The following is a 26,228-nucleotide window of genomic DNA, read 5'->3' as shown; positions in this document are numbered from 1 at the left end:
CCTACCCTTCCATCATTCTGTTTCTTTCTTCTTATTCAAGTACCAATACACCGGAAGTCCCGTAAATACAATTCCAATTGATAAAAAACAACTTACTGGATCGTTAATAATCGCACTACCGATTACAAAAAGTGAACCTAAAATCGCAACAATTGGTACGATTGGGAATAACGGTACACTATATGCACGCTCTTTATTCTTATTACGTTTTCTTAAAATGAAGACACCAATAAACGTCATCACATAGAAAATATAAATAATGAATACGGAAATCTCAGATAGCTTATTTGGATCACTAATAATCATTAAAATAATTCCTAAAATGATTTCAACAGTAATCGCATTTGCTGGTGTTTTAAATCTTGGACTTTCCTTTGCAATAAACTTAGCAAATGGAAGTTGTCCACGTTCTGCCATCGACATCGGGATACGTGGGAACGTTAAAATCTTTCCATTTAAACAACCGAAAATAGAAACGATAATACCGATACTAATAATTTTCCCGCCATATTCTCCAAGTAGCATGCCGGCAGCTGTCGCTGTTGCATTTTCTCCAAGGTCTACAATTTTCGCTGCTGGTAATACATTTAATAACGCCAAGTTAATTAATACGTATGCAGCTGTTACAATTAAAATCCCAACTGTCATTGCTTTCGGTAATAACTTTGTTGGATTCTTCATTTCCCCGCCAATTGAAGCAAGTAAAATCCAGCCGTCATAAGCAAATAACGTTGCTAAAATTGCCATACCGATACTTTGATTTTCCGATATCGGCACAACTACGTTAAAGATATCGCTATTCCCTTTCCAAAAACCTAGCACAACAATTAACACAATCGGAATCATCTTCCCAATTGTCGTGATTGTTTGAACGATACCTCCGTATTTTGTTCCCATACTATTTACAACGCCAAGGAACACAACCGTTCCAATTGCGATTGGTAAATTCCATGCTTTATCTAAATAGAAAAAATTAATCATTAAAGAACTAAAGTATAAGCCTAATGTTCCGATAATAGCAGGTCCATAAACAATTGTTTGCATCCAACCTGATAAATATCCCCAAAAACTTCCGTAAATCTCCTCTAAATACGTATACAAACCACCATTTTTCGGGATTTGCGCTCCAATTTCAGCTACTGTTAAACCACTCGCTAGCGTCAATAGACCACCAATTACCCAAGCAAGAATGGCCATATTAGAACTTCCCGAGTAATCTAATACGCTCCCTGGCTTCATGAACACACCAGATCCAATAATCGTTCCTACTACGATAGAAAGTGCTACTGTTAAACCAATTTTGTTCTTCTCATCATGATGCATGCTGCGTATCCTCCTTCCAATCCTAGTGTGATGCAAAAATGAAATAAAAAAACACTCCTCCCTAAAAAAGGGACGAGTGTTGTATTCGTGGTTCCACCCTTGTTTCAATTCGTAAAGTAACACACTTCACCAATTTCTCAAGTCTAAATAACGGTTTTTGCCGGCAAGCAATTACTAGATATTCGTTCACTGCTGCAGTTCAGAGGTGGTAATCTATTTTTCCGTATTAGGAAGCTCACAGCCAAAGGCTTCCCTCTCTGAGAATCGTAAAAAATTGATCGTGTCCTCATCATCACTTCTTGATGTCGAATTTTGTAGTTATTGTTCATTATATTGAATTGTTATAAAAAATCAATATATTTTTTATATAACATAAGAAAGAATTCTCTTCTTATATTATAACAGAAGATACAAAACTTCTCTATTTCCCTAAAAATGGTATAATCCATTTAGGAGGTGCATCAATAATGATTGCTGTCTTTTGTATCATCGCTACATGTCTCTCTGTTCTATTCGCTATCATGCATCGGCACAAGTATCCTGGTTATAGCATTTTAGCGGTAGCTATTATACCAGCTGGTTCCTTCTACGTATTGGGTAAATATCAATATACGGAAGTGTTTATCGGTTTTGCAATCTTCTACTGCGTCTTCGGATACATACTAACAATGAAAAGAATTTTATTGAATCATTAAAAGAGACCGATTTCTATAAGTAGAAATCGGTCCTCGCACGTACCTTCCGGTTGCCCCACGAAAGATACATAAATCCATTATTTATCTTCTTTTTTCATAAAAAAACTTGCCCCGTAAAAGCCCGATTGGTGAGGGCTAATAATCAGTGGAAATGCACCACTGATTAAAGTTTCACTTTATGATGCGGAAGATCCACATTTAATTCCTCTAATTGTTTCTTTTCATTGTCTAAAATCGCTTTTGCTTTTGTTTTCGTTGCTTCATCTAATCCCACAAAGATATCTTCATGCTTCTCTTTCTCTGGAAGTTTTACACTTAGTTTTGTTAATTCTTCTTTTGCTTGCTCATGCGTTAATTTTCCGGACTTTTCTTGTTCAAAAATAGACTTTGCTTTTTTCTTTGTTGCTTCATCTAAGTTAGCAAGCATGTCTTTACGCTTACCCTTCTCCGGCATGTTCACTCCTATCTTTGTTAATTCCTCTTTTGCTTGCTCATGCGTTAATTTTCCAGATTTCTTTTGCTCTAAAATCGACTTCACTTTTGCTTTCGCCTGTGCATCTAATCCTGCAAACATGTCTCCATGCTTACCTTTCTCCGGCATGTTCACTCCTATCTTTGTTAATTCCTCTTTTGCTTGCTCATGCGTTAATTTTCCAGATTTCTCTTGCTCTAAAATTGACTTCGCTTTTTCTTTCGTTTGATCATCTAATCCTGCGAACATGTCTTTACGTTTTTCTTTCTCCGGAAGCTTTACACCTAGTTCCTCTAACTGTTTCTTTGTATCGTCCATAATTGTTTTTACTTTTTGTTTTGTAGCATCATCCAAATCCTTTTTCGCCGTTTTTGCAGGCTGATCTGTTGCTGGAGTATTCGTTGCCGCGAATGCCGGAATACCGACTCCTCCAATGATTCCGAATGATAAAGCACCTGCAATCGCTAAATACCCAACTGTTTTCTTCTTCATAGGAAATTTCCTCCTTCATATTTCTAAAGCATGTACACTTTCATATACATCACCTATAGTAATGTTGGTTCCTTAAAATTTCCTTAACGATTCAAATAAAAAACACCGCTCGTGATGAGCGGTGTTTCTCTATGCTTTTTGTAATTGTAACTCTTCACGTTCCATTATTTTTCTTAATACAATTGTTTGTGTCATTGTAAATAAGTTACCTGTTATCCAGTACAATACAAGTCCTGATGGCGCCGCAAACCCCATAAATAGAATCATTGCCGGCATCATAATTTGCTGCATCTTTAGCATCTGTACTTGTTCTCCAGGTGTAATATTAGATTGGAAAACTTTCATTTGAATAAATGTCGTTAACGCTGCAATAATCGGTAATATATGATATGGATCTGCATGTCCTAAGTTCACCCATAAAAACGAAGATGTGCGAATCTCTTCTGTTCGGCTAATCGCATAATACAAAGCAGAGAAAATCGGCATTTGTATAAAAATTGGCCAGCAACCAGCAAGTGGATTCCAACCGCCTGATTTCATTAGTTCTGACATTTCTTTTTGATACTGTTTTTGTTTTTCAAGATCTTTACTTACATCACCGTATTTTTTCTTTAGCTTCTGCAATTCAGGTTGCATTTTCTTCATTTTCGCTTGGCTGCGATATTGCGAAACAGCTAATGGAATCATGGCTGAACGAATAACGAGCGTCATAATAATGATGGCAATCCCAAAGCTAGCTCCAGATATATGATGCGCAACAAATTGAATCATAAACGAGATTGGATATACAAAATAATGATCCCAAATCCCAGTACTATGTGCATCAATTGGGGCCGCATTACTGCAACCAGATAAAACAAAAACAAGTAATAATGATAAACTAACGAGCACAGCTCGGTATGATTTTAACATGTTCATTCCTCCAATGTTTCGTAATTATTTAGCGAAACATTGGTGTATACGGACCGACCTCGTCATTCTCTTCACTTGATTCTTGTCTGCGTACAGAACGTATCATTCCATATTTATAAAAAATAGAAAATAGCGGTACATTTCCCGCACTATCTTCACATGTATCAACTAACGCAAAAGCTCTTTGTCTACCGCTTGATGCTTGTTGACGCACAAAGCGAGAAACATTAGTAAGGAAGAAAACTTCTAATAAACAAAGTGCTGTCGTTACAAACGATATATATAGAATTGCATCCTGCAATAAAAATTCCATCGCTTCACATCCTTAATAAGGTCATTTTAGCACATTCGGCAAACATTCTCTATTTCCTTTTATTTTCAAAAAAAGCATTTTGCATATTTTCTCAAGAAAATAATAATTAAGAAACATTGTATTCGCTTTCTTTAGTATATTCACACACATCAATGAATAGGCTTGATTTATTAGAAATTTATAAAATTTTTGCATTATAATAAAACTATTGCCAGTTTTTGAAAAAACCTTTATTCTCTTCTTGTAATCAAAAATGAATATGGAGATGAAACATACTATGGGTCAACTAGGAGACGCCGATTACGTTCCCGACACCGCCTTTTTATCCTTCCCAGCAGCGAAAACATTTCACTTAGAATTTATAATACAGTTGGTTGTTATTTTTATAGCTTCTATTTTGTATGCAATTTCTATGAATATGTTTTTTATCCCGCATAATATGATTAGCGGTGGGTTCGCTGGTGTAGGGATGATTATCGGTTATTTAATGCACTACAATATCGGTGCACTTATCTTTTTACTAAACATTCCTCTTCTTATTTTAAGTCACTTTTACTTAGGCAAGAAGACAACCTTTTTAACAGCGTACTTTGTAGCTGTATCATCGTTAGCGATGAACATTATCCCGGTACACCAAGTTTCAGACGATATTTTACTTTCTTCTGTATTCGGTGGTGTTATCTGCGGAGCAGCTTCAGGAATTATATTCCGATTTGCTTCTTCAACAGGTGGTTTTGATGTTGTTGGATTGATTGTAGCGAAATATCGAGATGTTTCAATTGGAGCAATCATATTTGTATTCAACTTAATCTTACTTGTAGCAGCAGGTTTTATTTTCGGTTGGGATATTACACTTTATACGTTAATTAGTCGATTTGTAGTCAGCAAAGTTATCGACGCTGTGCATACGAAACATATTAAATTAACGATAATGACTATTACAGAAAAAGGCGAGGAAATAAAAAGCGCACTACTACATCACGGTATACGCGGGGTGACAATGGTAGACGCTGTCGGCGGCTATACAAACCATAAGAAAAAAATGATTTACACTGTCGTGACTCGCTATGAGTTAGGCGAAATGAAACGTATTATCCGTCAAGTGGATAACAAAGCATTTATGAACATTACTGAAACAGTTGAAATTGTCGGCCGTTTCAAACGTATATAAAAAAGGGTAATAAATTAAAGGGCATAACATATTAGTCATATATAATATGTTATGCCCTTTGTTATTCAACTAACGCACCTTTTAGCATAATAAAATCACTAAGTTTATTACTACAAATCGGAGGATAGCATTCCATATACAATACTATCTGTCCATTCATTTTTATTCCAAAAATCTTGTATGAAATGTGCTTCCTTTCTCATGCCTATTCGTTCACACAATTTTTGTGAAGCTGTATTACGTGCATCAAGATTAGCCTGTATACGATGTACATTACATTCATTAAATAATTTCAATACTAAACTACTTACTGCTTCTGTTGCCAAACCTCTCCCAGCTACTTCATTTGAAAAACTATAACCAATCTCAACAGTGTCTTTCATATTTGTGTACCATACGGATAAATCACCAACTACTTTAGCCTTATATATAACTGCCAAACTTAATATTGATTCTTTAGTAAGTACATTATTTGCTAGCTTCTTATTAAATCTTTTCTGCATGTCTTCATGAGTCCACTTATTATGTAATAGGAACTTACATGTATCATCACTATTATAAATAGCAAATACATCCTGTAAATCAGTACTCTTAAAAGGTCTAATTATTAATCTTTCTGTTGTGAACTCCAAGTTAGCTCTCCTCCCTTACATTCATGCTATAAAACATTTTTTATAGTATTTAGGCCTCATTCTTAGATCTCACTTTGATTACATATTTCATCATAATAAATTAAAATCCTTCTTCCACTAAACTGCACCGTTAATGGTATTTCCTTACGCTTTTTATTTTTTACACTTATTACAAAATCAGATAATTCTATTATTATGTCCCTAAATGTGTTATAATGAAAGCAGACTCACAAAAAAGAGTATATAGACTTGGAAGTTTCTCTTATTTTACAAGCAAAAAGAAACGAGCAGTCGGGTATATTTCAGACACCATACACGTAACGGTTTAAACAACCGATCATCTTAGTTACTCTTCAATGATCTTTTTATAAAAAGATACGTACAATTAAAACTCACTTCAATATACTATACCTACCTTTTTGACTTCCAAATCATCTTATTACATAGGGAGATGAACATATGAATCAATATATACGATATACAATAGCTGTCCTGTTTGCTATTATCGGCGGAACAATCTGCTTCTGGACAAACACTCAGCTTGGAGAGAATATCATTTTTAATGGAATCGAAACACTTGTAAGCGCTTCAATTTTAGGCGGATACATTTACTTCCTCTTCAATCCAGAAGAAAATGCTCAAAAAACAATGTTATTAACAATGATTGGAATCGTTGGTGGATGTATTTCCTACTCAATGACAAACTATACATTACCACTTCAATTAAGCTCAGCTTTCTTCCACGGTCTATGGACTTGGTTCATTGCATTCTGCTTAGCAGACGTATTCAACCTATTACAAGACAATGAAGAAGATAGCGGTCGCCAAATTGAAAGTAACTCTTAAGCTGGAAGGAATTCTTCCAGCTTTTTTATGTTGGTTTACATACCCCGGTTAGTATCTACCGTAATATATCAGCGATTCTCCAAATATATCGGCGATTTCTCCACTTATATCAGCGATTTTTTCATTATATCGACGGTTCGACACATTATATCGACTTACCGACAATTTTCGGCAACCTATTTATGCTCTATACCCCGTCACCACAATAAAAAGAAGCTACCCAACGGCAACTTCTTTTCCACATACCCCACTTCGTATTCACTTAAATATATCAATGATTTTTCAAATATATCGATCGTTTCTCCACTTATATCAACGATTCGGCACAAGATATCGTTTTAACGACAATCTTCCAAACTCGAAACGTACAACATACCCTATCCCCCAAGCAACTTACTGCCGAACTCTACGATTAAAAAGATAATTAATAGGATCGCGAGTATCTTTAATGCTACATATGCCACTTTAAAAACAACATAAATGAGCAAGACTATCAAAATAATTGATAAAATTTCCATATTTACTTCCTCCAAGCTGCGCTCTTCTTATCTTATTTTACTCGCCCTAGGCTGTTTATGGAACGGCATAAGATGACATAGAAAAAAGAGGATACCTCACCCATCGTAAGATACCCTCTTCTTTAGCTGCTCAAACCATTCTCTCTCTAATTGTAAATATCCCATTTCACTCTTCTCGGCGCTCTTTAATTCTTTATCAGCTTTCCTCATATAAGTACGGGATGCTTCCATATCGCCCTCTAAATATTTAATAATTCCTTTTGTACGGTAATATCCGTTTAGATCCATTTTTGTAATGGCCTTTGCATGTTCCTTTGCTTCTTGCAAAGAAAGACTATCCATCTCATAAAGTGCTTTATATAAAAGGTACCAACTATGAAAACTACTAACGAAAAACTTATTTTCTTTCGTTACAGGTAGTTGAACAATTCGTTCTATATGCGGTATCGCTCTTTCCATTCCCTCTTGATCTGCACGAGCAAAAAAGACAAGCATAAGCCTACTCATTATCTCTCTTATCTCTTTATTCTCTTTTATTTTCTCCTCACTAAGTTCTACTAATCTTTCATCCCAATCTTTCGGTCTTTTATAACTAAATAACTCACTCGATATTTGAATCTCATATAAATGATTTCTAGCTCTTTCATCATCTTTAATTAAAATAAGAAATTGCATCCCATCACTCATAAGCGTTCCTTTTATCGGCACAATTGTAACCGCAAAGATTGCAAAATGGAAAAAGGAAAAATATAAAAGATATTGATAATAACTTACCATGTATATGTAACCAAAAGTAATACCAAATAGTAAATTCGTAATCGGTCCACCTAAAGTGAGCCAAGCCCATTTTTTCGAAAGATTCGGTGTCTCTATAGAAGGTGGTACTAGTGTTGCAACGCCTCCAAAGTACGCCCATAATTTATTTTCTCGAATGCGTAATTTTCCTTTTTCTTTTTGAATAGTAATGGGTCCTACTGTTATAAATTTAAATGTCAAACCACCTATTACACCAAATACTACATGTCCTAGCTCATGAATGGCTAACACTAACAATGCAATTCCAACTATTGTCCACAGGTTCAAAATTACTTCTAATTTCCCAGTTCGGATTACTCCGTATAAAATGGACAGAATTAGCGCCACTGTCATTGAGCCAGCTGGCCTTCTTAAAATATCCACCTTTTTCTCCCCTTAATAAATCATTTTTCTCTGCATTTCGTACATGAACTTCCCGAGATGCAATATCCAAATAAATGAGATTAAACCAATTAACACAAAATCGATATCACTAGCAGCTGTATATATAACAGCAGCCCACCATACATATGCCAATATTGTATTCGTAAATTCATATGCTTTATATCCAGCCTCATGCACAATGTGCTTTAATCCTTCATCTGCGTTTTTCGTCCACATTTTCATAGATTCCATATATGTTACACCTTGTTCAGGATATAGCTTATTATAACGATTTTTTGTTATGAGTCCGATAATTACTACAGTAGTTAAACAAGCAATAGAAGCTACTAAATTCCACACCGCAAATGAAACATTTGTATCTTGCAACAGTGCACGTCTACATGTAATAACTGCATATACAAACCATGCCTGCGTAACTATATCACCTACACGTAAATATATACTTATAATGCCTAATTTTCTGCCTTGCACGCTCTCTTCTTCATCGCGTGCCTCTGCTAACATACGTGTATTCTTCCAAGTGTAGTACATCATTAAGATTCCAAAAATAGTACATATACCTATAAATGTATTGGATGATAATTTTCTCGGTTCATCCGAGAGTAAATTTAAAGCTATATAAGACGTTAAAAAACCACCCAGCATACTTAATGCTATTTTCCCTACAGAATCAAATTGTTTTTTTTGCTTACTCTTCATCGTCCTCTTCCCCCTCTACTAACGTAAATATTTCCTCCACCGATACGTTGAAAATTTTTGCGATTTTTAAAGACAATACGATAGATGGCGCATAATCCCCACGCTCGATTAAACTAATCGTTTGCCGCGATGATCCAATCGCTTTCCCTAAATCCCCTTGTGATAAACGATGCTTTGCTCGCAATTCCCTCACTCGATTTTGAAGCTTCATGTCTTCCCTCTTTTTCATTTATTTAATTAAAATTGTAAATAATATCCTTGTTTTTGTCAATTATAATTGTCATTACGACTATGATAATTGACAAAAATAAGGATATCTTATGATAGAAATAACCTATATAATGAATGTGAAATATTAAACAAAGGAGATTCCATATGAAGAAAACATCTACCTTTTCTTACATTCTTACTAAGCTTACAGCAGCTTTCTTGTTATTATTACTTATTAGCACGCTTCTCTTAACAACTAGTCAACCAACACTATATAGTTTCTTAACTGGATTACGCGAACTACTATATGTTCCCTTCGTTCCTATTCTTGCTGCATATGCAATTTTTTGTTCTATTTGCATCGATAAATTGAAATTAAAAACACATACAAGACTAAAGACATTATTCCTTTATATTTTTTGCGGCTATTTATTTTTTCTTCCCTTCCTAATATTTAAAGAAGCTAGTCTAACACAGTTCTTGTACCTCGGATCAATTGGAGCATTATGTTCTCTTTTTTTCTATTTATGTATAGTTATAGCAACAAAATTTAAGTGGATACAATATGTCGTCCCAGGCATTATGCTTATTATATTTATCACAATCAACTTTATTGATTTAGAAAAGGTTGGAACATCAAAAGAGCAATGGGTCGAAACAATAACAGATAACTCTTTCGAAGCATCTTTTCAACATTTTAGTGGTGAACATAAAGTCCCCATTGAGCTAAAACGAGGTGACATATTAGAATTCACCATTGAATCACAAGCTGAAAATCCAGATGGCTACATGGGAGACGTAAAAATGGCTAGTGAGTTTCAAGAGGAAGAAAATTATTTAGCTTCAGTCGGCCCTAATACATACCATTTCGCAGCAATTAAGACCGGAACTTACTACATTATAGTTAGCGGACACCAGTTAAAAGGAAAATTAAAAATAAACTGGAACATAAAATAAAAAAGGCAGTGCGTCTGCACTGCCTTTCAAAATTTTGACATAGAATGGATTTCATATTAACTTGCGTTTTGTAGTAATACTCGTTTTAACTGCTTACGGAAACGAATACCTAACGTAACCGCTACAATCACAATCACCCCAAAAATGATTTTACCGATGTGACCTTCTAGCGCCCCAAAAATATCATGTAAGTTGCCACCTAACCAGTAACCACCAATTAAGAAGAATGATACCCAAAATAGAGCACCTGAGTAAATTGTAATGGCAAAACGACGGAATGGTAAGTTAATAATTCCTGCAAAGTATCCTGTGAAATGACGTACACCAGGAATAAAGAAACCAATAAAAATTAAGAAGTACCCATACTTATCAAACCACATTCTCGTTAAGTCAATTTTTCTTTGTGTTAAAAATACGTATTTTCCATACTTTTGAATGAAAGGCATACCTAATTTATTTCCTAAAAAGTATTGAATCGTCATTCCTACACTTGTCCCAATAAAGGATAGAATAATTAAAATCGGTAAACTTAAATCACCCTTATGTGCTAAAAATCCCGCATATGCTAATGTTGGCTCTCCCGGAAACGGAAGTGCAATATATTCTAACAGCAAGCCGACAAGTACAACATAGTACCCGTATTGCTGAAATAATTCATGAATCCATTCCATGTCATCTCTCCTTTCAGTCACGTACAACTTCTTACTATTATTGTATAAAAAAATTGTCGAAATAACTATCACAATAGCTTACATTTTTATTACATTTTTGTAAGGGTCACACTAATGATTTTCGTTCTTTATTAAATAGTAAAAATCATTTTTTAAGTCGAAATAGCGAAAAGGTACATTAATAACATGCAGATTTCATCCATTTTTTAGCACTAAAAAACCTCTCTTATTTTGTTCTCAATAAAAAACCATCACAAACTCATGCTAACTTCATATTAGCTTCATATACGTATTGTAAGATTATATCGGAATTTGTTGAAAAATTTAACCAATATATGACTAAGCATTAATTTGAATAAATATAAGTCGTTTTTCGAAATTGAAAAAAGGGTGAATACGAAATGGAAGCATATAAAATGCACGATTTTATTAATACAAATGTTGAATCTCATCAAAATGAAACCGTTTTTAATTTACAAATATGTGAAACAAGTGAATTTGACGTAAGTTTAACAAAATCTACAACACTATCTTTTATCGTTTCAAAAAAGAATATTAAAATTGTCACGAAAAAATGGATTAATTCAAATCAAGAAAGCATGATTGGCAAAAGCTACATCATTCCAACAAAAGCTTTTCACTATTTCTTACCAATCATTTCTGAAAATGAAGATGAGCTAAATATTCAAGTTCAAAGTTTTGGACTACGTGGTGAGCTTTTATTAAATGAAAGATTACTTATTGATAACAACAAACATAACAGCAAAATCACTACATTCTTTGAAACATTAGATGAAAATGTAAATAAAGCATTACGAGGATTACAACTTCATTGTATGTAAGACTATTACGATAGTAAAAGGAGAATAACAATGAAAAAATTATTATTAAGCGCACTATTATCATTAGGATTTTTAACTCTTCCATTCGCTAGCACAGAGGCAGCTACAACGAAAGATCAATTAATCGTAGATACTCAGTTAAATAAAATGGATTATTATCAGGATGGAAAATTTATAAAAAGTTTTACTGTCGCTACTGGAAAAGCAGCAACACCTACACCTAAAGGCACTTTTCAAATCGTAAATAAAATTAAAAACCGCCCTTATTATACAGGCAAAATTAAAGGCGGCGATCCACGTAATCCACTTGGTGACCGTTGGCTTGGATTAAATATGGCAGGAACTTACGGAACAACTTATGCGATTCACGGAACTAACAATAATCAAGCAATCGGCAAATGGACAACACTTGGTTGTATTCGTATGTATAACAATGATATACACTGGTTATTTGAGCGCGTTCAGCAGCAAGCTACCGTCACTGTAAAATAGCCTAAAAACAAGATTTATGTGTAGCCAAGAATTTTATGTCTTGGCTTATTTTATTTATTCATTTACAGTAGCAAAACAACTGTATTTACATATATAATAGGAATAGATTTGATTAGCTAATGTCTAAACATTGATAAACGTAGATATTAAAATTATACAGTTATAATATTTTATAAATTTTATAATACATACTATAATAGAACTACTGTAATTCTGAACTATTCAGTAACACTAAACTATTCCCCTTGCTACCTTCATGATTATTTTATAGCGGGGGCTTATTATATGTATAAACAATCTGAGTCACTCGAAAAATGATGAATTCGAATATTGCAGTAAAAAGCGTTATTTAGGAGGTGTTACTATGACGCATATACTGGTGATTGAAGACAACCCAGATATACAAGAACTTATTCGTGAATTTCTAATGGCACAAAACTTTACCGTTGATGTAGTTGGTGCTGGAACAGAAGGTATTCTTCTTTTCCAAAAAAATTCATACGATCTTGTCCTCCTCGATGTAATGTTACCAGATATAGATGGCTATAGTATTTGTAAAATTATGCGAGGACAATCTGATGTACCAATCATTATGTTAACAGGCTTACATAATGAAGAAAGTGAAATTAAAGGATTTGAATTAGGTATTGATGACTATATTACGAAACCGTTCCATTACACTGTATTTATTAAGCGTGTAGAGGCTGTATTAAGAAGGGCAGCAACGAAGGAAGCAGAAGCTGCAACTATACTACAATTCCATGAATTGATGTTAAACTCTACAGCATATGCAGCTTATGTTCATGGTAATCAAATTGAATTGACAACAAAAGAATTTGAAATTATTTATACTTTACTGCAAAATCGAGGAAAAGTATTATCAAGAAGTGATTTGTTGAATAAGGTATGGGGCTATGAACATTATGGTGATGTAAGAGTTATAGATACACATATTAAAAACTTAAGAAAAAAATTAGGAATTCCTTATATTAAAACGGTGAAAGGCATTGGCTACAAAATCGAATCGTAGCAAAGACAACATCACCAAAAATATTTTCATCAAAACCTTATTATTTTGTATTCTTTTATCACTTTGTCTTTATCAAATGATTTACTTTCTAGCTTCAAACTACGATAAAGAACGTTTTGCAAAAGAAAATGGAACGCCGACTACAGAACAGGCCGATTCAGATAAGCAAAACGACGAAAGTAAAACGACGCAAAATAAAGCTGTATCAAAGGGGAGCATTTCTAATTTCCAATCTTCTATTATAGATTATAAATCTCTTTCTACGGCTATCAATCACCTTTTGCAGCCTAGCCAAACTGCAAAGGCAAAAGAACATACACAAAATCTTTCGGGGAAAAATAGCACTTCTAATCTGCCTATAGAAGCAGAAAAGAAAGCTGCTAATAATGATGCCTTACATACACAAAATGCAGCAAGTAAAACAAATGATACAAATGATAATCCAAAGTTAGCAGATGCGTTGCAGCAATTAGCTCCACATATTGGCGCGACAATGCTTGCATTATCACTACTCGGATCTTTAATTTATACAAAACTAATTGCCAAACCTTTTCAATATATGAGCGATGCTTTAAAAGATATTATGAACCTTGATTTCTCAGATAAAAAGCTACTTAACAAAAATACAGATCAAACAGATTTTAATTTGCAAGTAGCCGCTTCACAAGTACCAAATATTGTGAAGAATTTACATGCAAGCAATCAAGATTTAAGAAATGAGCTCAAAAAGGAAAAACAATTAGAGCAATCTCGTAAAGAATTTATGTCTATGGTATCCCATGAATTAAAAACACCAATCGCAGCCGTTATGGGACAGCTAGATGGCATGATTCACGGGATTGGAGCTTATAAAGATAGAGATAAATATTTAAAACGTTCCTATGAAATGATGCAAGACATTAACATATTAACGGAAAAAATGTCGGAATTATCCAAAATACAGAACCCTCAATTTAAACCAGATTTAAAAGTTATCTCATTAACTAACATTATTGAGGACGTTATGAAGAAGGTGGATTATTTCGTATCTGTAAAGCAATTAAATGTTCAATCTAACATTAAACAAGATGTACAGGTTTTAGCTGATCCTACATTTATTCAAACTGCTATTTTTAACATCATTTCAAATGCAATTCATTACACAATTGACCATCAGCATGTATATGTAAAACTTTATGAAAAACCAAACGGTTATGCATTAGAAGTATTAAATACAGGTTCGCAAATTGATGAAGATAAACTTGCTCATTTATTTGAGCCTTTCTATCGCGCAAACCCTGGCAAACATGGTTTAGTACAAGGTAGTGGTCTTGGATTATATATCGTGAAACAAATATTAGATAAACATCAGTTTCCTTATGGGATACAAAACACAGCTCAAGGTGTAAAATGCTCCATTGTATTCCCAAAAGCAATGTAACATTCACTATAATTACATACCCCAAACTCATACTTCATGTGTGAGTGGCGGAATTTTGTAGAGTATCTTACTCTGTTTCGTTCGCCCGTTATCCTTATTTGGATAGCGGGCGTTTTTTATTACTTAAAAGGAGGATTTTTTATGGAGAAGTTTAAATATTCCTTGCTCGTTTTATTTGGTGCTTGCAGCTACGGCATACTTTCAACTATTTTCAAACTCGGATTCCTAAATGGATTTTCAGCACATCAACTATTAGGAGGACAATATGTCTTCGGATGGATTGGACTTCTTCTACTCGTTCTTTTCTTTTCACGTCATAAAGTAACAAAAAAACAATTCTTTTCATTACTAACCGTCGGAACAACAATGAGTATGACGGGGATTTTCTACGCTATTTCTGTAGAAGAACTACCCGCATCTATCGCTGTCGTCCTACTCTTTCAGTTCACTTGGATTGGTGTCATTATCGAAGCCATTGCAAATCGGACATTTCCAATCCGCGATAAGATCATATCTATCCTTATTTTATTTGCTGGTACATTGTTTGCAGGTGGTGTATTTGAAGGCCTCGGACAAAGTTTTTCTACGAAAGGGATTATATTTGGACTATTAGCTGCCGTCTCTTTTTCATTCTATGTTTTTGCAAGCGGACGCGTTGCTACCGATGTTCCGCCTTATACGAAAAGCTTTCTTATGACAACAAGTGCGACTCTTATTGTATGTCTATTCTTCCCGCCAACCTTTTTAACAGATGGTGCCCTGCAAGCCGGTCTATGGAAATATGCTTTCTTCCTCGGATTATTCGGCGTTGTTGTACCTGTCATTTGTTTTTCAATCGGTGTACCAAAGGTTGGAACAGGACTCGGTACAATATTAGGTGCAGCTGAATTACCAACTGCTATTATCGCTTCTATTACACTTGTACATGAAGTCGTAACATTCATGCAGTGGATTGGAATTATTTTTATATTGATTGGGATTTTCACTCCCCAGCTGCTTACAGCTAGGAAAGCAAGGAAACATAATCGCGTGCATAGCGCTTGAAAAAAATGCAGAATTTATCTGGAGGTATAAATGACTATTTTAAGCATCGTATTTTTTGCTATTATGTGTATCTTCTTCCTAATAAGATATATGAAAGAAAAGAAATTTTACGATTTACTTCTCATTCCCGTTTGTATATATGCAGGAGCAGTGAAAACTCCTTTCGTAGAGTACTTAAACTTTAATACTACATTTAAAATAACGTATGATATTGCAGCTATTATTCTTGTAATCCTTGCTGTACTTTTCTTTTTGAAAGATAAGAAAGAGAATCATACTGCATAACAAAAGACCTTTCATTTACTTGAAAGGTCTTTTTCTATATTTCACGTTACCGCTCCATACAGCTTCTCTATCTCATGTTCAATTTGTTTTACATCGATTCGCTCAAATAATGGCTGCACGCTATCAATTCTACTTGGCAACGTATTTTGAGGTTCCCAATTTCGTTTCACAATCGATAATGTGTTTCTAACCCTTTCACTTGAAAATGGTAAAAACGGTTCAAGGAGATTTGCAAAATTAGCGATAAGATACACACAGTTATAAATCATTTCTTCACACGAAACTGGATCATCTTCTCGTTGTTTCCAAGGCTGCTTTTCATCAAAATATTTATTTGCAAAACGGACTGCATCAAATATTGTCTCTAACGCCACCTTAAATTGAGTTTGCTCAATCGCCTCTCCTACATATTTATATAATCCTTCTACTTTATCTTTCAGCTCTACCTCAATACTTCCCTTCGGCACGATACCACCATAATATTTTTCAATAAACTTTAATGTCCGGTTCACAAAGTTCCCGTATGCACCTAATAATTCACTATTATGACTGTAAATAAATTCCCGCCATGAAAAATCAGTATCGCGATTTTCTGGTGCATTGACGGTTAAAAAGTAACGAATAGAATCTGGATCATAGCGTTCTAATATGTCAGGCACCCATACTGCCCAGTTTTTACTTGTAGATAATTTTCTTTTTTCAACTGTTAAATATTCATTCGAAACGATATGACGCGGGCTTGCTCCTTCCCCTATTCCAAGTAATACCGCTGGCCAAATGACGGAATGAAACGGAATATTATCCTTTCCGTGCACATAATATGTTTTCGCTTCGCTATCCCAAAACTCTTGATCATCTTTCCCTGTTTTTTCAGCCCAATGTTTACTCGCTGAATAATAGCCTGTCACTGCTTCAATCCATACGTAAATTTTCTTATCTTCATACCCTTCTACTGGAATTGGTACCCCAATTGGTAAATCACGTGATACGGCCCTATCTAGTAATCCTTCCTTTACATATCTCTCTGTTAGTTGAATCGCATTGTCGCGCCATGTCCCTGTTTGTTTGGCAATTTCTACAGCCCTTTTAATTTGCTCCTGAAATGTATGCAACGCGAAATAGAAATGCTCTGTTTCCTGTACAGATGGTGTACTACCACATAACTTACATTTCTTTTCTAACAAATCGAGTGGATCTAAAATAGCTGAACACGCATCGCATTGATCTCCTCTTGCTGCTTCATGACAATGCGGACATATTCCTTCTACATAACGATCCGGTAAAAATTGCGTACACGTTTCACAATATGCTTGTTCCACTGTTTTTTTATAAATATAGCCTTCTTCTAATAAACGTAAAAAAACATTTTGAACCGTTTCATGATGATGCTCGCTAGCGGTATGTGTATAGCAATCATAGGTAAAACCTAGGTCATGAAAACATCTCTGGAATTCTTCATGATACTTATTAGCAATTTCTTTCGCTGTCACACCTTCTTGTTTTGCCCTAATTGCAATCGGTGTTCCATTACAATCACTCCCTGAAACATACAACACATTCTCACCTTTTGCCCTATAATAACGCGCTAAAATATCTCCTGGTAATAAACTTGCAATATGGCCAAGGTGTAACGAACCATTTGCATACGGCCAAGCGCCTCCAATAAAAATACTCATCTTATATTCCTCCTTTAAAATATAAAAAGCCCCGCCCTTATCTTAAAAAAGATAAGGGCGGGGCTGTATAAACAGTCGCGGTACCACCTTATTTCGCTAATTACTCACATAATTAGCCTTAACAAGTACGGAGCTCTATGCTCTTATACTGTGGTTTTGATAACGAGTACCAACTCTCGTCGCCGCCTACTATTATCATTTGATAAGTTCAGGACGAAGCTCAAAGGCCATTGTTCAAATGAATATTCTTGCTTCTTCTCAGCTACCGAAGCTCTCTGGAAAGAATGTGTTCATCCTACTTTTCCTTTTCAACGCTTTTACGTATAACAAGTATTGTACGACTTAATCACAGAAAAATCAAACTTTTATCCAGAAAGAAAAGGAAATCCCATCCTCTCACCGAATACCTATACGTTCACAAAAGGAGTGATAACATTGAACCAAAAACAACTAAGCACTATAAATGAAAAAAGCTGGAATGCAGCTGCCTATGAAGCTTGGACGAATCGCCATGGGGCGCCGGAGGGTTATGCGAAAAAAATTATGGAAGATCCCACGCGCGAGGTAGCACATTATTTACCTTACATACAATCTCCAAAAGGAAAATGTATTATTAATTTACTCGGCTCAAAAGGAAATAAAGGTGTTGCTCTCGCCCTTTTAGGAGCTGACGTAACAGTTGTTGATATTTCAGCGAGTAATGCAAAATATGCAAATGAACTTGCTGCCGCCGCAGACGTCTCTATTCATTACATCGTTTCTGATGTACTAGATGTAAATCTCTCCAAATCATTTGATATCGTATTGCTGGAGCTTGGTGTACTTCATTACTTTCTAGATTTAAAACCACTCTTTCAAAAAATTGCTACTTTACTTAAGCGAGATGGAATGCTTATCCTTCGTGACTATCATCCTGTTTACACGAAATTATTAGGAGTCAACCACCCATCATTTCAGGCCAATGGAAATTATTTTGATGAAGAATTAATTGAAGATGATGTTGCTTATAGCATCCTTCTTACAGAACCACAGAAAGAATCGTTACCTAAAACAACCATCCGTCGCTGGACGCTAGGAGAAATCATTACAACACTTGCGGAAGAACGTTTTAAAATTGAAAAACTAGTTGAAGAACATGGGCCCCATCAAAGATGGGTCTTCCCTTCTACTGCACCAGAAGGAATCGAAGAACGTATCCCTGGTCTATATACAATAATTGCGACAGCATGCAAAAAAGGATCCCTTCACGGATAGGATCCTTTTTGCATGCTCACGCATATAAGTTGAGGTTGGAGATTACCATAATTCTGTAGAATAGGACACAAGATATTTCAACATTTCGTCTCTGACTTACGTCGTCAAAAAGGGGTATGACCAACATAACGAAGAGTAATGTTTTTAGTTGATATTGATAATCGTTATCAACTAATTAGAAGTATACATGATGTCATTTCAAATTTCAATAGCATTTCTAATATTTATTTATGAATTTTATGATATGCAAATGTATACATTTTAAGAACTTTTTCTAATACCAATCTGACTCCTTCCATTATCTGCTATAATTTTCATTGAACAGATTAATAACTTCATAATAATGTTTTTATTAATTTCGTTTCAAAAATCTATAAATCATAATAAATAGTTTAAATGAGGGTAGGGGTAACGATGAAATATGTTAGTATTCGAAAAAAACTACTGTTCACACTCTTAAGCATTTCTTCTTTATTTAGCATTGCTCTTATTGTTATTCTTTCATTCGCCATGAATCAAGCAAGTGAAATCGAAACGTTAAAAAATGATGTATCAAAAAGAGCGACGATTTTAAAAGAACGTGGCGATTGGTTCCAAGCACAAGTTGCTGGTTTACAAGAATATTTACTATCACATGATCAAAAAGGATTAGATAAGTTCAACCGAGAAGGGAAAAAATTAGCTGATACTAGAGAGAAAGTAACAAGTGACAAGAAGCTCCCAGAAGGAATGAAAGAAGCTATTTTAATGGGGGGAAAATGGCGTAGCGTCATAGATAATGAGGTACTCCCTCTTGCGCGTGAAGGAAAATGGGACGAAGCATCTAAAATTGCTTTAGCACAAACAGATTATGTAAATGATCTTTTAGGTCGTTTTAATAAATATACAAATGAAGAAAATGAGAAACGTGACGCATTAATTGCTGACGTCGAGTCTTCTTCATCACTTATTCAATATATTATTTTCTTCTCACTCATTGCATGTACATTAACGTCTATCTTATTAGCATGGTGGTTCTCTGGTAAACTCGTTAAACCAATTCGACAAATTGATGAGAAGTTAAAAGAATTAGCTTCTCAAGATGGAGATTTAACGGCTAGATTACACGTAACAAGTAAAGATGAAATTGGTGACATTGCAAATTCCTTTAATCAAATGCTCACTAACTTACAGCATATAATAAAACAAGTTCAACAAACATCAACAAGTGTAAAAGAAGCTTCCGAAAATGTATTTATCGAAACAACCGCTTCTATGGAAAATACCGCAAGAACCCAAGAAACTATGAATGCTCTTGAACACAATATTCGTTCACAAGTTTCTAGCATTGAAGAAAGTTCAACCGCGATGGATGACATGGCAACGAGTGTTCAGCGTATCGCTGAGTCCGCCTCTTCTGTTACTAGTTTAGCTGTCACAACGTCAGAAAAAGCAGATGATGGGAATAAAGTCATTGAGAAATCTATTACACAAATGCATACAATTAACGAAGCTGTTAACGCTACATCACAAGTAGTTGAGCGACTCATTACACATACAAATCATATAGATACTGCACTTCAATCTATTTCGAATATCGCCGACCAAACAAATTTACTCGCTTTAAATGCTTCTATTGAAGCAGCTCGTGCTGGTGAACACGGAAAAGGATTCGCTGTTGTTGCCGATGAAGTTCGAAAACTTGCTGAACAATCTCAACTAGCCGCAACTGACATTAACCATTTACTGCATCAAATTCAAGCCGATACAAAAATAGCAAATGACATGATGACACAAGGTCAAGCAGAAGCTTCTGAAGGAATTACTGTTATTCGTACTGCCGGATCTTCATTCTCAGAAATTGTTAACCACATTAACAAAGTCTCTACGCAAATGCAAGAAATGTCTGCAACTGCTGAAGAGATGGCTGCAAGCTCTGAAGAAATGAACGCAGCTTTAAATAATATCGCTTCTATTTCAAACGAAGTTGCTGCAGAAACATCACAAACCGCACATTCGGCTGGTGATCAAGTAAACAAAATGAGTATCGTGGCTAAAAAATCATCTGAAATGAAAACAATCGTACAAGAACTTGAAGTTCTCGTCTCTCATTTCAAAACAAACGCTTAAAGTGAAAATGACACGAGCTCAAAGGTATAGGAAAGAAAGTTTTACAGTCTCTCTTTTTTCACTTTAAAATATCTCTTTCTATCTCTCATTCCGTCTGCTATAATTCCTAAAGGAAATAAGAAAGCTTTATTCCAACCGGAGTAAAGCTTTCTTTCAATTTTTTACATTTATTAATTCTAATACTAAGATTTCACAAAGGAGGCTTTTAATCATATGAATTTTGTAAGTATCAGAAAAAAACTTATGTTCATGATGGGAACGATTTGTGCTTTATTTGGTATCGCCTTAGCTTTTATTTTATTTTTTGCTATTGATCAATCTCGTAAAGCTGAAACATTACAAAAAGAAATTTCTCCACTGGCAACAGAATTGAAAGAACGTGGAGACGCTTATCAAGTACAGCTCTCTGCTTTAAGAGGTTATTTACTACAACATGATCAAGTCGAATTAGACAAGTTTAATGAGATGAGTAAACGTCTTGAGGATTCAAAAGATAAACTTCTTTCTAATCCAAATCTTTCTTCGTCCGTAAAAAGCACAATGGAATTAGGGTCTACTTGGAGAAAGTTCGTTGAAGAAAAAGTATTCACTCTTGCAAAAGAACAAAAATGGGAAGAAGCTTTACAAGTAGCTTCTTCAGAAAACGGAACTGTCTATAAAGTAATTGGTGACTTCACAAACTACAGTAATGAACAAGCTAAATTACGTGAACAATCTATTGAAAAAATTGATCAATCTGCACTCTTAATCGAATATGTTATTTTCTTATCACTTGTTGTATGTATTATCGTTGCAATTATTCTTGCATGGTGGTTCTCTGGTAAACTGGTGAAACCAATTCAACAAATTGACACGAAACTAAAAGAATTAGCCTCTCAAGAAGGTGACTTAACGGCACGTCTACAGGTAAATAGCAACGATGAAATCGGTGCTATCGCAGCATCATTTAATAAAATGTTAGAAAACCTACAACATATCATTAATCGTGTTCAAAAAACATCTGTGGAAGTACAAACTGCTTCTGAAAATATGCTAGAAAAAACGAATACATCACGTGAGGCAACATTAAGAGTCCAAAGCTCGATGTCCAACTTAAATGCAAGTATTCAATCACAAACTTCTAGTATGGAAGAAAGTTCAACTGCAATGGATGATATGGCAGTAAGTGTTCAGCGTATTGCTGAATCTGCTTCATCTGTAGCGGAACTTGCTGTTGCCACATCTGAACATGCTAGCGATGGAAATACCGTTATCCAAAAATCTGTTTCACAAATGACAACGATACATGAAGCTGTAAATGCTACGTCAGAAGTGGTTGAACGTCTAATCACTCATACGAAATATATTGATACTGCTGTACAATCTATTTCTAATATTGCTGAGCAAACAAACTTACTTGCTTTAAATGCTTCTATTGAGGCAGCTCGTGCTGGCGAGCAAGGAAAAGGATTTGCTGTCGTAGCTGACGAAGTTCGAAAACTTGCTGAACAATCTAAAACAGCTGCAACAGACATTAATCAATTACTACATCAAATTCAAAATGATACAGAAACTGCTAGCTCTATGATGTCTCAAGGCCGTTCTGAAGCATTTGAAGGTATCAATGTTATTCGTGAAGCTGGTACTTCTTTCACAACAATTGTGGAACAAGTAAATAAAGTATCTACTCAAATGCAAGATATATCAGCAACTGCTGAAGAAATGGCTGCAAGTGCTGAAGAAATGAATGCTTCACTTAATAACATCGCTTCTATCTCTACTGAAGTATCCAGCGAAACTGCCGCAACGGCACAATCTGCTGAACAGAAAGTTATTGTTATGAATGAAATGACAGTAACTGCTAGAAAAATGAAACAAACAGTTGAAGAGTTAGATCAGCTCGTATCTCATTTTAAAACAGAATAGATGTTCAAAAAATATCCCTCTTGCGAAGAGGGATATTTTTTTGAGCTCATTTCCTGCACATTATGCTCATTTCCGTTATAATGAGAATCGATATCATTAGAATGTAGGAGGGGCTGCTTATGTCACAAGAAGCATTTGAAAATAAATTATTTGCCAATTTAGAAGCTGTTATTGACCCTGAACTAGGTGTTGATATCGTTAATCTTGGATTAGTGTATGATGTTACAGCAGATGAAAATAATAATGCTGTCATTACGATGACTATGACTTCTATCGGTTGTCCAATGGCTGGGCAAATCGTATCAGACGTTAAAAAAGTATTATCAACGAACGTACCTGAAGTTAATGAAATAGAAGTTAATGTCGTTTGGAATCCGCCCTGGTCGAAAGAACGTATGTCACGTATGGCGAAAATCGCATTAGGTATTCGCGACTAAATAAAGTGAAAATTTCATCATTTGCGGATAGCGGGATAAAGAAAAGACCTGACTAGGATGTCAGGTCTTTTCTCTTATTATTTTACACCTACTGCATCATAAGCTTTCGTTACAGCTTGTACAGCTTTAGAGTTTTTACCATATAAATCTTCAGCTGACTGAAGAGCAGCTTGACGCATCATTTTGAAGTCAGAGTTTGCAGTTAAATATTTCGTAAGAGCACGGTAGTAAATTTTTTCTGTCGCTTCACGGCCCACTCCAGTTACTTTCACGCCGTAATGATCTCCGCCTTCAGATACTAAGTATGCAGCTTTATTGTTAATACTGCTGTTAATATGAACGCCGCCATTATCAGCTGTTCCAGTATAACGTTTACTATAGTGATCTGGGTAACCTTCACTTGGTTTTAATGGGTTTGGAATAGACGCTGGGTCTTTAAGAGAGCGAAGCGCATCACCAGGTTTATCAGGTGTATAAATGTCAGCACCTAAATCCCAGCTCTTCTTCTCAACCATAACACCCATAATATCAGATAACGATTCATTTAACGCCCCTGACTCATTTTTGTAAACAAGGTTTGCTGTATGTTCAGTTACAGCATGCGTTAATTCGTGACCGATAACATCAAGTCCAGCAGATAATGGAATGAATGTTTTTCCATCGCCATCACCATACATCATTTGCACACCATTCCAAGCTGCGTTATTCCAGCTCTCCCCTACGTGAACAGTTGAAATAAGCTTCGCACCTTTATCATCGAAAGAGTTACGATTAAATGTCTTTTTGTAGTAATCATATACTTTTCCTGCATTTACATGCGCATCAACTGCAGCTTTATCTTCGAAGAACTTAGATTTACTTTCAACTTCTTCTCCTGTATATCCAAGAATTTGTGAGAATAAATTAAACCAGTTCTCGTCCATATTTTCTGCATCAAATGTGTGAACACCTTGTCCTCGTTTACCATCAAACAAGTTGAATTGTCCTGTTTTCGTATCTTGAGCAATTTCAAATGATTGTCTAGCACCTAATACTCCGTAACCAAATCCAGTAATGTTATCTACAGCGTTATATTTCTCAATAACATTTCCATTCGTTGCATCAACAAAATAATGCCAATATCCTGGAGCTGGTTTTGAAATCGATGCCTTAACTAAGTATGCAAGGTAGTAATCACCGTCCTTTTCATATACAAATAAATCTTTTTTCACACCGTCATAACTCTTTACTTTACCAATTTCTTTCTCAATATCTGCCTTTGCAATTGTTTCTGCTTGTTCCGCACTAATGCTTGCAGATGCAGGAATATTTTTATCATCTAAATTCGGAATAACTTGTCCGAAGAATGCTTTTACATTGTTCTCTTTATCAAGTGTAACAGTTTGATCAGAACCGTACACAGGGATGTTATTATGTTTCTCAACTAGCTTCACATGTGTCGTATCAGATTCAGCGTCTTTTTCTTCTCCAACGATATTAAAATGCTTTTCAATATTTCCTGCTAATTTAAACATATCTTTCTTACTCTCTAAGTATTGAAAGACCGTCTCTTTTTTATCTAGTCCTTCCGGTGCTTTCCATTCTTCACCTATGTATGCAGGTGTTTTAAATTCTTGATGATATTGAATTTTTTGTTCTTCCGCTTTCGTTGTCGTTGCCCCAAACGCTCCAAATCCCCCGGCGATAACAGTTAACGCTAATGCTGATGAAATGACTTGCTTTTTCACTATAACATTCCCCATTCCCATAAAGATTTTTGACACTTTTATACAATTCTGATTTTTGCAGCTCATACCTCTACCGAAAATTTGAGAAACATTTTTCAGACAATTCCAATTAAAAAAAGAGGACATCCGATAGGATGTCCTCTTTTTTTACGCATTTTATTGTTTTTTCAATTCAATTGCTAAATAGTGTGATTGCTCTTTCGCTTGAATGTGAATATCTTCTCCTACAGATTCTGCTGCATCCCGCATAACAAATGTTTCACCATTTATTACACTGCTTCCTTCAATTTGTACAAGGTACAATTGACGGCCTTCTTTCACTGGAAAATGAATTTCTTTTCCAGCCTCTAATGATAAAGAATATAAATTCGCATCTTGGTGAATTTGAATTGGTGCATTTCCTTCTACTGAAGACACCATATGGAACCATTCATTTTCACGCTTGCTCCAATCAAATTTAAACTCACCGTAGTTTGGTTTATGATCTGCACGGTCTGGTAAAATCCAAATTTGTAATAAACGCAGCGTTTCATCGCCTAAATTATGCTCGCTATGAAATACACCCGTACCAGCACTCATATATTGAACATGTCCACGCTCAATCGTTCCGCGATTTCCCATGCTGTCTTCATGTGTTAAAGCACCATCTACAACGTAAGAAATAATCTCCATATCACGATGTGGATGCATATCAAAACCAGTTTGCGCCGCTACTAGATCATCATTAATAACACGTAACGCTCCGAAGTTCATATTATTTGGATTATAGTAATTGGCAAAAGAAAAATGAAAATGTGTATTTAACCAACCATGATTTGCTCTGCCCATATTTTTATGATCAACTTTTCTAAACATATCCTTCACCTCATACTATCTCGAATTCGAGATTTATTCTA

At 35.1% G+C, this 26,228-nt stretch carries 27 protein-coding genes and 2 other annotated features; of the genes, 14 read left to right on the top strand and 13 right to left on the bottom strand.

The window, feature by feature from the left end; all coding sequences use genetic code 11:
- Positions 1-12: 12 nt before the first annotated feature.
- Positions 13-1,323 (bottom strand): APC family permease, encoded by a 1,311-nt coding sequence (locus tag ACTFRH_RS20725; RefSeq protein ID WP_000546304.1) that lies wholly within the window; start codon positions 1,321-1,323, stop codon positions 13-15.
- A 65-nt stretch (positions 1,324-1,388) separates the two neighbouring features.
- Positions 1,389-1,625: a binding site (T-box leader), on the bottom strand.
- A gap of 165 nt (positions 1,626-1,790) precedes the next feature.
- On the opposite strand from ACTFRH_RS20725, the gene ACTFRH_RS20720 reads away from it, so the two are divergent.
- Complete coding sequence (locus ACTFRH_RS20720) at positions 1,791-2,018, top strand: hypothetical protein (RefSeq protein ID WP_000562230.1); 228 nt, start codon at positions 1,791-1,793, stop codon at positions 2,016-2,018.
- A 163-nt stretch (positions 2,019-2,181) separates the two neighbouring features.
- On the opposite strand, the gene ACTFRH_RS20715 is transcribed toward ACTFRH_RS20720, so the two are convergent.
- The 3 genes from ACTFRH_RS20715 to ACTFRH_RS20705 all read right to left on the bottom strand — a co-directional run bounded on the left by ACTFRH_RS20715 (position 2,182) and on the right by ACTFRH_RS20705 (position 4,207).
- On the bottom strand, positions 2,182-2,982 hold the full coding sequence (locus ACTFRH_RS20715) for a hypothetical protein (protein ID WP_002164228.1): 801 nt from the start codon (positions 2,980-2,982) through the stop codon (positions 2,182-2,184).
- Positions 2,983-3,111: 129 nt separating this feature from the next.
- Positions 3,112-3,894 carry a membrane protein insertase YidC gene (yidC, locus tag ACTFRH_RS20710; RefSeq protein ID WP_000920540.1) on the bottom strand — a complete coding sequence of 261 codons (783 nt, stop codon included), beginning with the start codon at positions 3,892-3,894 and terminating at the stop codon, positions 3,112-3,114.
- A 28-nt stretch (positions 3,895-3,922) separates the two neighbouring features.
- Positions 3,923-4,207: a hypothetical protein gene (locus ACTFRH_RS20705; RefSeq protein ID WP_000394936.1), complete on the bottom strand. Its 285-nt coding sequence runs from the start codon at positions 4,205-4,207 to the stop codon at positions 3,923-3,925.
- A 277-nt stretch (positions 4,208-4,484) separates the two neighbouring features.
- On the opposite strand from ACTFRH_RS20705, the gene ACTFRH_RS20700 reads away from it, so the two are divergent.
- Positions 4,485-5,378, top strand: a complete 894-nt coding sequence (locus tag ACTFRH_RS20700) for a YitT family protein (RefSeq protein ID WP_000530032.1) — start codon at positions 4,485-4,487, stop codon at positions 5,376-5,378.
- Positions 5,379-5,488: 110 nt separating this feature from the next.
- Here ACTFRH_RS20700 and ACTFRH_RS20695 read toward each other — a convergent pair whose 3' ends face one another.
- Positions 5,489-6,010 (bottom strand): GNAT family N-acetyltransferase, encoded by a 522-nt coding sequence (locus ACTFRH_RS20695; protein WP_000397304.1) that lies wholly within the window; start codon positions 6,008-6,010, stop codon positions 5,489-5,491.
- A gap of 459 nt (positions 6,011-6,469) precedes the next feature.
- On the opposite strand from ACTFRH_RS20695, the gene ACTFRH_RS20690 reads away from it, so the two are divergent.
- Positions 6,470-6,856 (top strand): DUF3938 domain-containing protein, encoded by a 387-nt coding sequence (locus tag ACTFRH_RS20690; protein WP_001077773.1) that lies wholly within the window; start codon positions 6,470-6,472, stop codon positions 6,854-6,856.
- Positions 6,857-7,233: 377 nt separating this feature from the next.
- Here ACTFRH_RS20690 and ACTFRH_RS20685 read toward each other — a convergent pair whose 3' ends face one another.
- The 4 genes from ACTFRH_RS20685 to ACTFRH_RS20670 form a co-directional block, all read right to left on the bottom strand.
- Positions 7,234-7,374 (bottom strand): DUF3985 family protein, encoded by a 141-nt coding sequence (locus ACTFRH_RS20685; RefSeq protein ID WP_000404758.1) that lies wholly within the window; start codon positions 7,372-7,374, stop codon positions 7,234-7,236.
- Positions 7,375-7,470: 96 nt separating this feature from the next.
- The gene (locus tag ACTFRH_RS20680) at positions 7,471-8,523 is read right to left on the bottom strand and encodes a site-2 protease family protein (protein WP_033703600.1); all 1,053 of its coding nucleotides are present in this window, start codon (positions 8,521-8,523) and stop codon (positions 7,471-7,473) included.
- Positions 8,524-8,565: 42 nt separating this feature from the next.
- The gene (locus tag ACTFRH_RS20675; protein WP_000837683.1) at positions 8,566-9,273 is read right to left on the bottom strand and encodes a DUF3169 family protein; all 708 of its coding nucleotides are present in this window, start codon (positions 9,271-9,273) and stop codon (positions 8,566-8,568) included.
- The gene (locus ACTFRH_RS20670) at positions 9,263-9,484 is read right to left on the bottom strand and encodes a helix-turn-helix transcriptional regulator (RefSeq protein ID WP_000776161.1); all 222 of its coding nucleotides are present in this window, start codon (positions 9,482-9,484) and stop codon (positions 9,263-9,265) included. Before ACTFRH_RS20670 ends, ACTFRH_RS20675 begins: the two co-directional genes overlap by 11 nt.
- A gap of 164 nt (positions 9,485-9,648) precedes the next feature.
- On the opposite strand from ACTFRH_RS20670, the gene ACTFRH_RS20665 reads away from it, so the two are divergent.
- Complete coding sequence (locus ACTFRH_RS20665; RefSeq protein WP_000753815.1) at positions 9,649-10,440, top strand: hypothetical protein; 792 nt, start codon at positions 9,649-9,651, stop codon at positions 10,438-10,440.
- A gap of 56 nt (positions 10,441-10,496) precedes the next feature.
- On the opposite strand, the gene ACTFRH_RS20660 is transcribed toward ACTFRH_RS20665, so the two are convergent.
- Positions 10,497-11,111, bottom strand: coding sequence for a DedA family protein (locus ACTFRH_RS20660; RefSeq protein WP_000454751.1), 615 nt, complete (start codon positions 11,109-11,111; stop codon positions 10,497-10,499).
- 401 nt (positions 11,112-11,512) lie between these two features.
- Between ACTFRH_RS20660 and ACTFRH_RS20655 the strand changes: the two genes are divergently transcribed.
- The 6 genes from ACTFRH_RS20655 to ACTFRH_RS20630 all read left to right on the top strand — a co-directional run bounded on the left by ACTFRH_RS20655 (position 11,513) and on the right by ACTFRH_RS20630 (position 16,224).
- Entirely contained in the window at positions 11,513-11,953 is a 441-nt protein-coding gene (locus tag ACTFRH_RS20655; protein WP_000388768.1) for a DUF3978 family protein, read from the top strand.
- 30 nt (positions 11,954-11,983) lie between these two features.
- Positions 11,984-12,445 carry a L,D-transpeptidase gene (locus tag ACTFRH_RS20650; RefSeq protein ID WP_000735062.1) on the top strand — a complete coding sequence of 154 codons (462 nt, stop codon included), beginning with the start codon at positions 11,984-11,986 and terminating at the stop codon, positions 12,443-12,445.
- Positions 12,446-12,809: 364 nt separating this feature from the next.
- Positions 12,810-13,475: a response regulator transcription factor gene (locus ACTFRH_RS20645; RefSeq protein WP_000148833.1), complete on the top strand. Its 666-nt coding sequence runs from the start codon at positions 12,810-12,812 to the stop codon at positions 13,473-13,475.
- Positions 13,453-14,895 (top strand): sensor histidine kinase, encoded by a 1,443-nt coding sequence (locus ACTFRH_RS20640; RefSeq protein WP_000201969.1) that lies wholly within the window; start codon positions 13,453-13,455, stop codon positions 14,893-14,895. Before ACTFRH_RS20645 ends, ACTFRH_RS20640 begins: the two co-directional genes overlap by 23 nt.
- A 141-nt stretch (positions 14,896-15,036) precedes the next feature.
- A complete protein-coding gene (locus ACTFRH_RS20635) occupies positions 15,037-15,939 on the top strand; it encodes an EamA family transporter (RefSeq protein ID WP_000410489.1) in 903 nt (300 codons plus the stop codon).
- A 30-nt stretch (positions 15,940-15,969) separates the two neighbouring features.
- The gene (locus ACTFRH_RS20630) at positions 15,970-16,224 is read left to right on the top strand and encodes a hypothetical protein (protein WP_000154129.1); all 255 of its coding nucleotides are present in this window, start codon (positions 15,970-15,972) and stop codon (positions 16,222-16,224) included.
- Between the two features lie 41 nt (positions 16,225-16,265).
- On the opposite strand, the gene metG is transcribed toward ACTFRH_RS20630, so the two are convergent.
- Positions 16,266-17,900: a methionine--tRNA ligase gene (metG, locus tag ACTFRH_RS20625; protein WP_000021583.1), complete on the bottom strand. Its 1,635-nt coding sequence runs from the start codon at positions 17,898-17,900 to the stop codon at positions 16,266-16,268.
- 50 nt (positions 17,901-17,950) lie between these two features.
- Positions 17,951-18,221: a binding site (T-box leader), on the bottom strand.
- A gap of 114 nt (positions 18,222-18,335) precedes the next feature.
- On the opposite strand from metG, the gene ACTFRH_RS20620 reads away from it, so the two are divergent.
- The 4 genes from ACTFRH_RS20620 (at position 18,336) to ACTFRH_RS20605 (ending at position 23,605) form a co-directional block, all read left to right on the top strand.
- The gene (locus ACTFRH_RS20620; protein WP_001072236.1) at positions 18,336-19,154 is read left to right on the top strand and encodes a class I SAM-dependent methyltransferase; all 819 of its coding nucleotides are present in this window, start codon (positions 18,336-18,338) and stop codon (positions 19,152-19,154) included.
- A 414-nt stretch (positions 19,155-19,568) separates the two neighbouring features.
- Entirely contained in the window at positions 19,569-21,263 is a 1,695-nt protein-coding gene (locus ACTFRH_RS20615; protein ID WP_000878439.1) for a methyl-accepting chemotaxis protein, read from the top strand.
- A gap of 213 nt (positions 21,264-21,476) precedes the next feature.
- Entirely contained in the window at positions 21,477-23,168 is a 1,692-nt protein-coding gene (locus ACTFRH_RS20610; protein WP_001012198.1) for a methyl-accepting chemotaxis protein, read from the top strand.
- Between the two features lie 119 nt (positions 23,169-23,287).
- Positions 23,288-23,605, top strand: coding sequence for a metal-sulfur cluster assembly factor (locus tag ACTFRH_RS20605; protein ID WP_000076418.1), 318 nt, complete (start codon positions 23,288-23,290; stop codon positions 23,603-23,605).
- 77 nt (positions 23,606-23,682) lie between these two features.
- Here ACTFRH_RS20605 and nprB read toward each other — a convergent pair whose 3' ends face one another.
- Both nprB and ACTFRH_RS20595 read right to left on the bottom strand, forming a co-directional pair.
- Positions 23,683-25,332 carry a neutral protease NprB gene (gene nprB, locus ACTFRH_RS20600; protein WP_000745127.1) on the bottom strand — a complete coding sequence of 550 codons (1,650 nt, stop codon included), beginning with the start codon at positions 25,330-25,332 and terminating at the stop codon, positions 23,683-23,685.
- A gap of 156 nt (positions 25,333-25,488) precedes the next feature.
- Entirely contained in the window at positions 25,489-26,187 is a 699-nt protein-coding gene (locus ACTFRH_RS20595; RefSeq protein WP_000488930.1) for a pirin family protein, read from the bottom strand.
- Positions 26,188-26,228: the final 41 nt, after the last annotated feature.

This window comes from Bacillus cereus group sp. MYBK216-1 (assembly GCF_051916495.1).
Classification (GTDB): domain Bacteria; phylum Bacillota; class Bacilli; order Bacillales; family Bacillaceae_G; genus Bacillus_A; species Bacillus_A thuringiensis_K.
The sequence above is the reverse complement of the archived record's forward strand: the minus strand, read 5'-3'. Positions and strand labels throughout refer to the sequence as shown.

Bases quoted from the DNA above. Each gene is read 5' to 3' on its own strand.
- ACTFRH_RS20725 (WP_000546304.1), bottom strand. From the start codon at position 1,323: ATGCATCATGATGAGAAGAACAAAATTGGTTTAACAGTAGCACTTTCT.
- ACTFRH_RS20720 (WP_000562230.1), top strand. From the start codon at position 1,791: ATGATTGCTGTCTTTTGTATCATCGCTACATGTCTCTCTGTTCTATTC.
- ACTFRH_RS20715 (WP_002164228.1), bottom strand. From the start codon at position 2,982: ATGAAGAAGAAAACAGTTGGGTATTTAGCGATTGCAGGTGCTTTATCA.
- yidC (WP_000920540.1), bottom strand. From the start codon at position 3,894: ATGTTAAAATCATACCGAGCTGTGCTCGTTAGTTTATCATTATTACTT.
- ACTFRH_RS20705 (WP_000394936.1), bottom strand. From the start codon at position 4,207: ATGGAATTTTTATTGCAGGATGCAATTCTATATATATCGTTTGTAACG.
- ACTFRH_RS20700 (WP_000530032.1), top strand. From the start codon at position 4,485: ATGGGTCAACTAGGAGACGCCGATTACGTTCCCGACACCGCCTTTTTA.
- ACTFRH_RS20690 (WP_001077773.1), top strand. From the start codon at position 6,470: ATGAATCAATATATACGATATACAATAGCTGTCCTGTTTGCTATTATC.
- ACTFRH_RS20685 (WP_000404758.1), bottom strand. From the start codon at position 7,374: ATGGAAATTTTATCAATTATTTTGATAGTCTTGCTCATTTATGTTGTT.
- ACTFRH_RS20680 (WP_033703600.1), bottom strand. From the start codon at position 8,523: ATGACAGTGGCGCTAATTCTGTCCATTTTATACGGAGTAATCCGAACT.
- ACTFRH_RS20675 (WP_000837683.1), bottom strand. From the start codon at position 9,273: ATGAAGAGTAAGCAAAAAAAACAATTTGATTCTGTAGGGAAAATAGCA.
- ACTFRH_RS20670 (WP_000776161.1), bottom strand. From the start codon at position 9,484: ATGAAGCTTCAAAATCGAGTGAGGGAATTGCGAGCAAAGCATCGTTTA.
- ACTFRH_RS20665 (WP_000753815.1), top strand. From the start codon at position 9,649: ATGAAGAAAACATCTACCTTTTCTTACATTCTTACTAAGCTTACAGCA.
- ACTFRH_RS20660 (WP_000454751.1), bottom strand. From the start codon at position 11,111: ATGGAATGGATTCATGAATTATTTCAGCAATACGGGTACTATGTTGTA.
- ACTFRH_RS20655 (WP_000388768.1), top strand. From the start codon at position 11,513: ATGGAAGCATATAAAATGCACGATTTTATTAATACAAATGTTGAATCT.
- ACTFRH_RS20650 (WP_000735062.1), top strand. From the start codon at position 11,984: ATGAAAAAATTATTATTAAGCGCACTATTATCATTAGGATTTTTAACT.
- ACTFRH_RS20645 (WP_000148833.1), top strand. From the start codon at position 12,810: ATGACGCATATACTGGTGATTGAAGACAACCCAGATATACAAGAACTT.
- ACTFRH_RS20635 (WP_000410489.1), top strand. From the start codon at position 15,037: ATGGAGAAGTTTAAATATTCCTTGCTCGTTTTATTTGGTGCTTGCAGC.
- ACTFRH_RS20630 (WP_000154129.1), top strand. From the start codon at position 15,970: ATGACTATTTTAAGCATCGTATTTTTTGCTATTATGTGTATCTTCTTC.
- metG (WP_000021583.1), bottom strand. From the start codon at position 17,900: ATGAGTATTTTTATTGGAGGCGCTTGGCCGTATGCAAATGGTTCGTTA.
- ACTFRH_RS20615 (WP_000878439.1), top strand. From the start codon at position 19,569: ATGAAATATGTTAGTATTCGAAAAAAACTACTGTTCACACTCTTAAGC.
- ACTFRH_RS20610 (WP_001012198.1), top strand. From the start codon at position 21,477: ATGAATTTTGTAAGTATCAGAAAAAAACTTATGTTCATGATGGGAACG.
- ACTFRH_RS20605 (WP_000076418.1), top strand. From the start codon at position 23,288: ATGTCACAAGAAGCATTTGAAAATAAATTATTTGCCAATTTAGAAGCT.
- ACTFRH_RS20595 (WP_000488930.1), bottom strand. From the start codon at position 26,187: ATGTTTAGAAAAGTTGATCATAAAAATATGGGCAGAGCAAATCATGGT.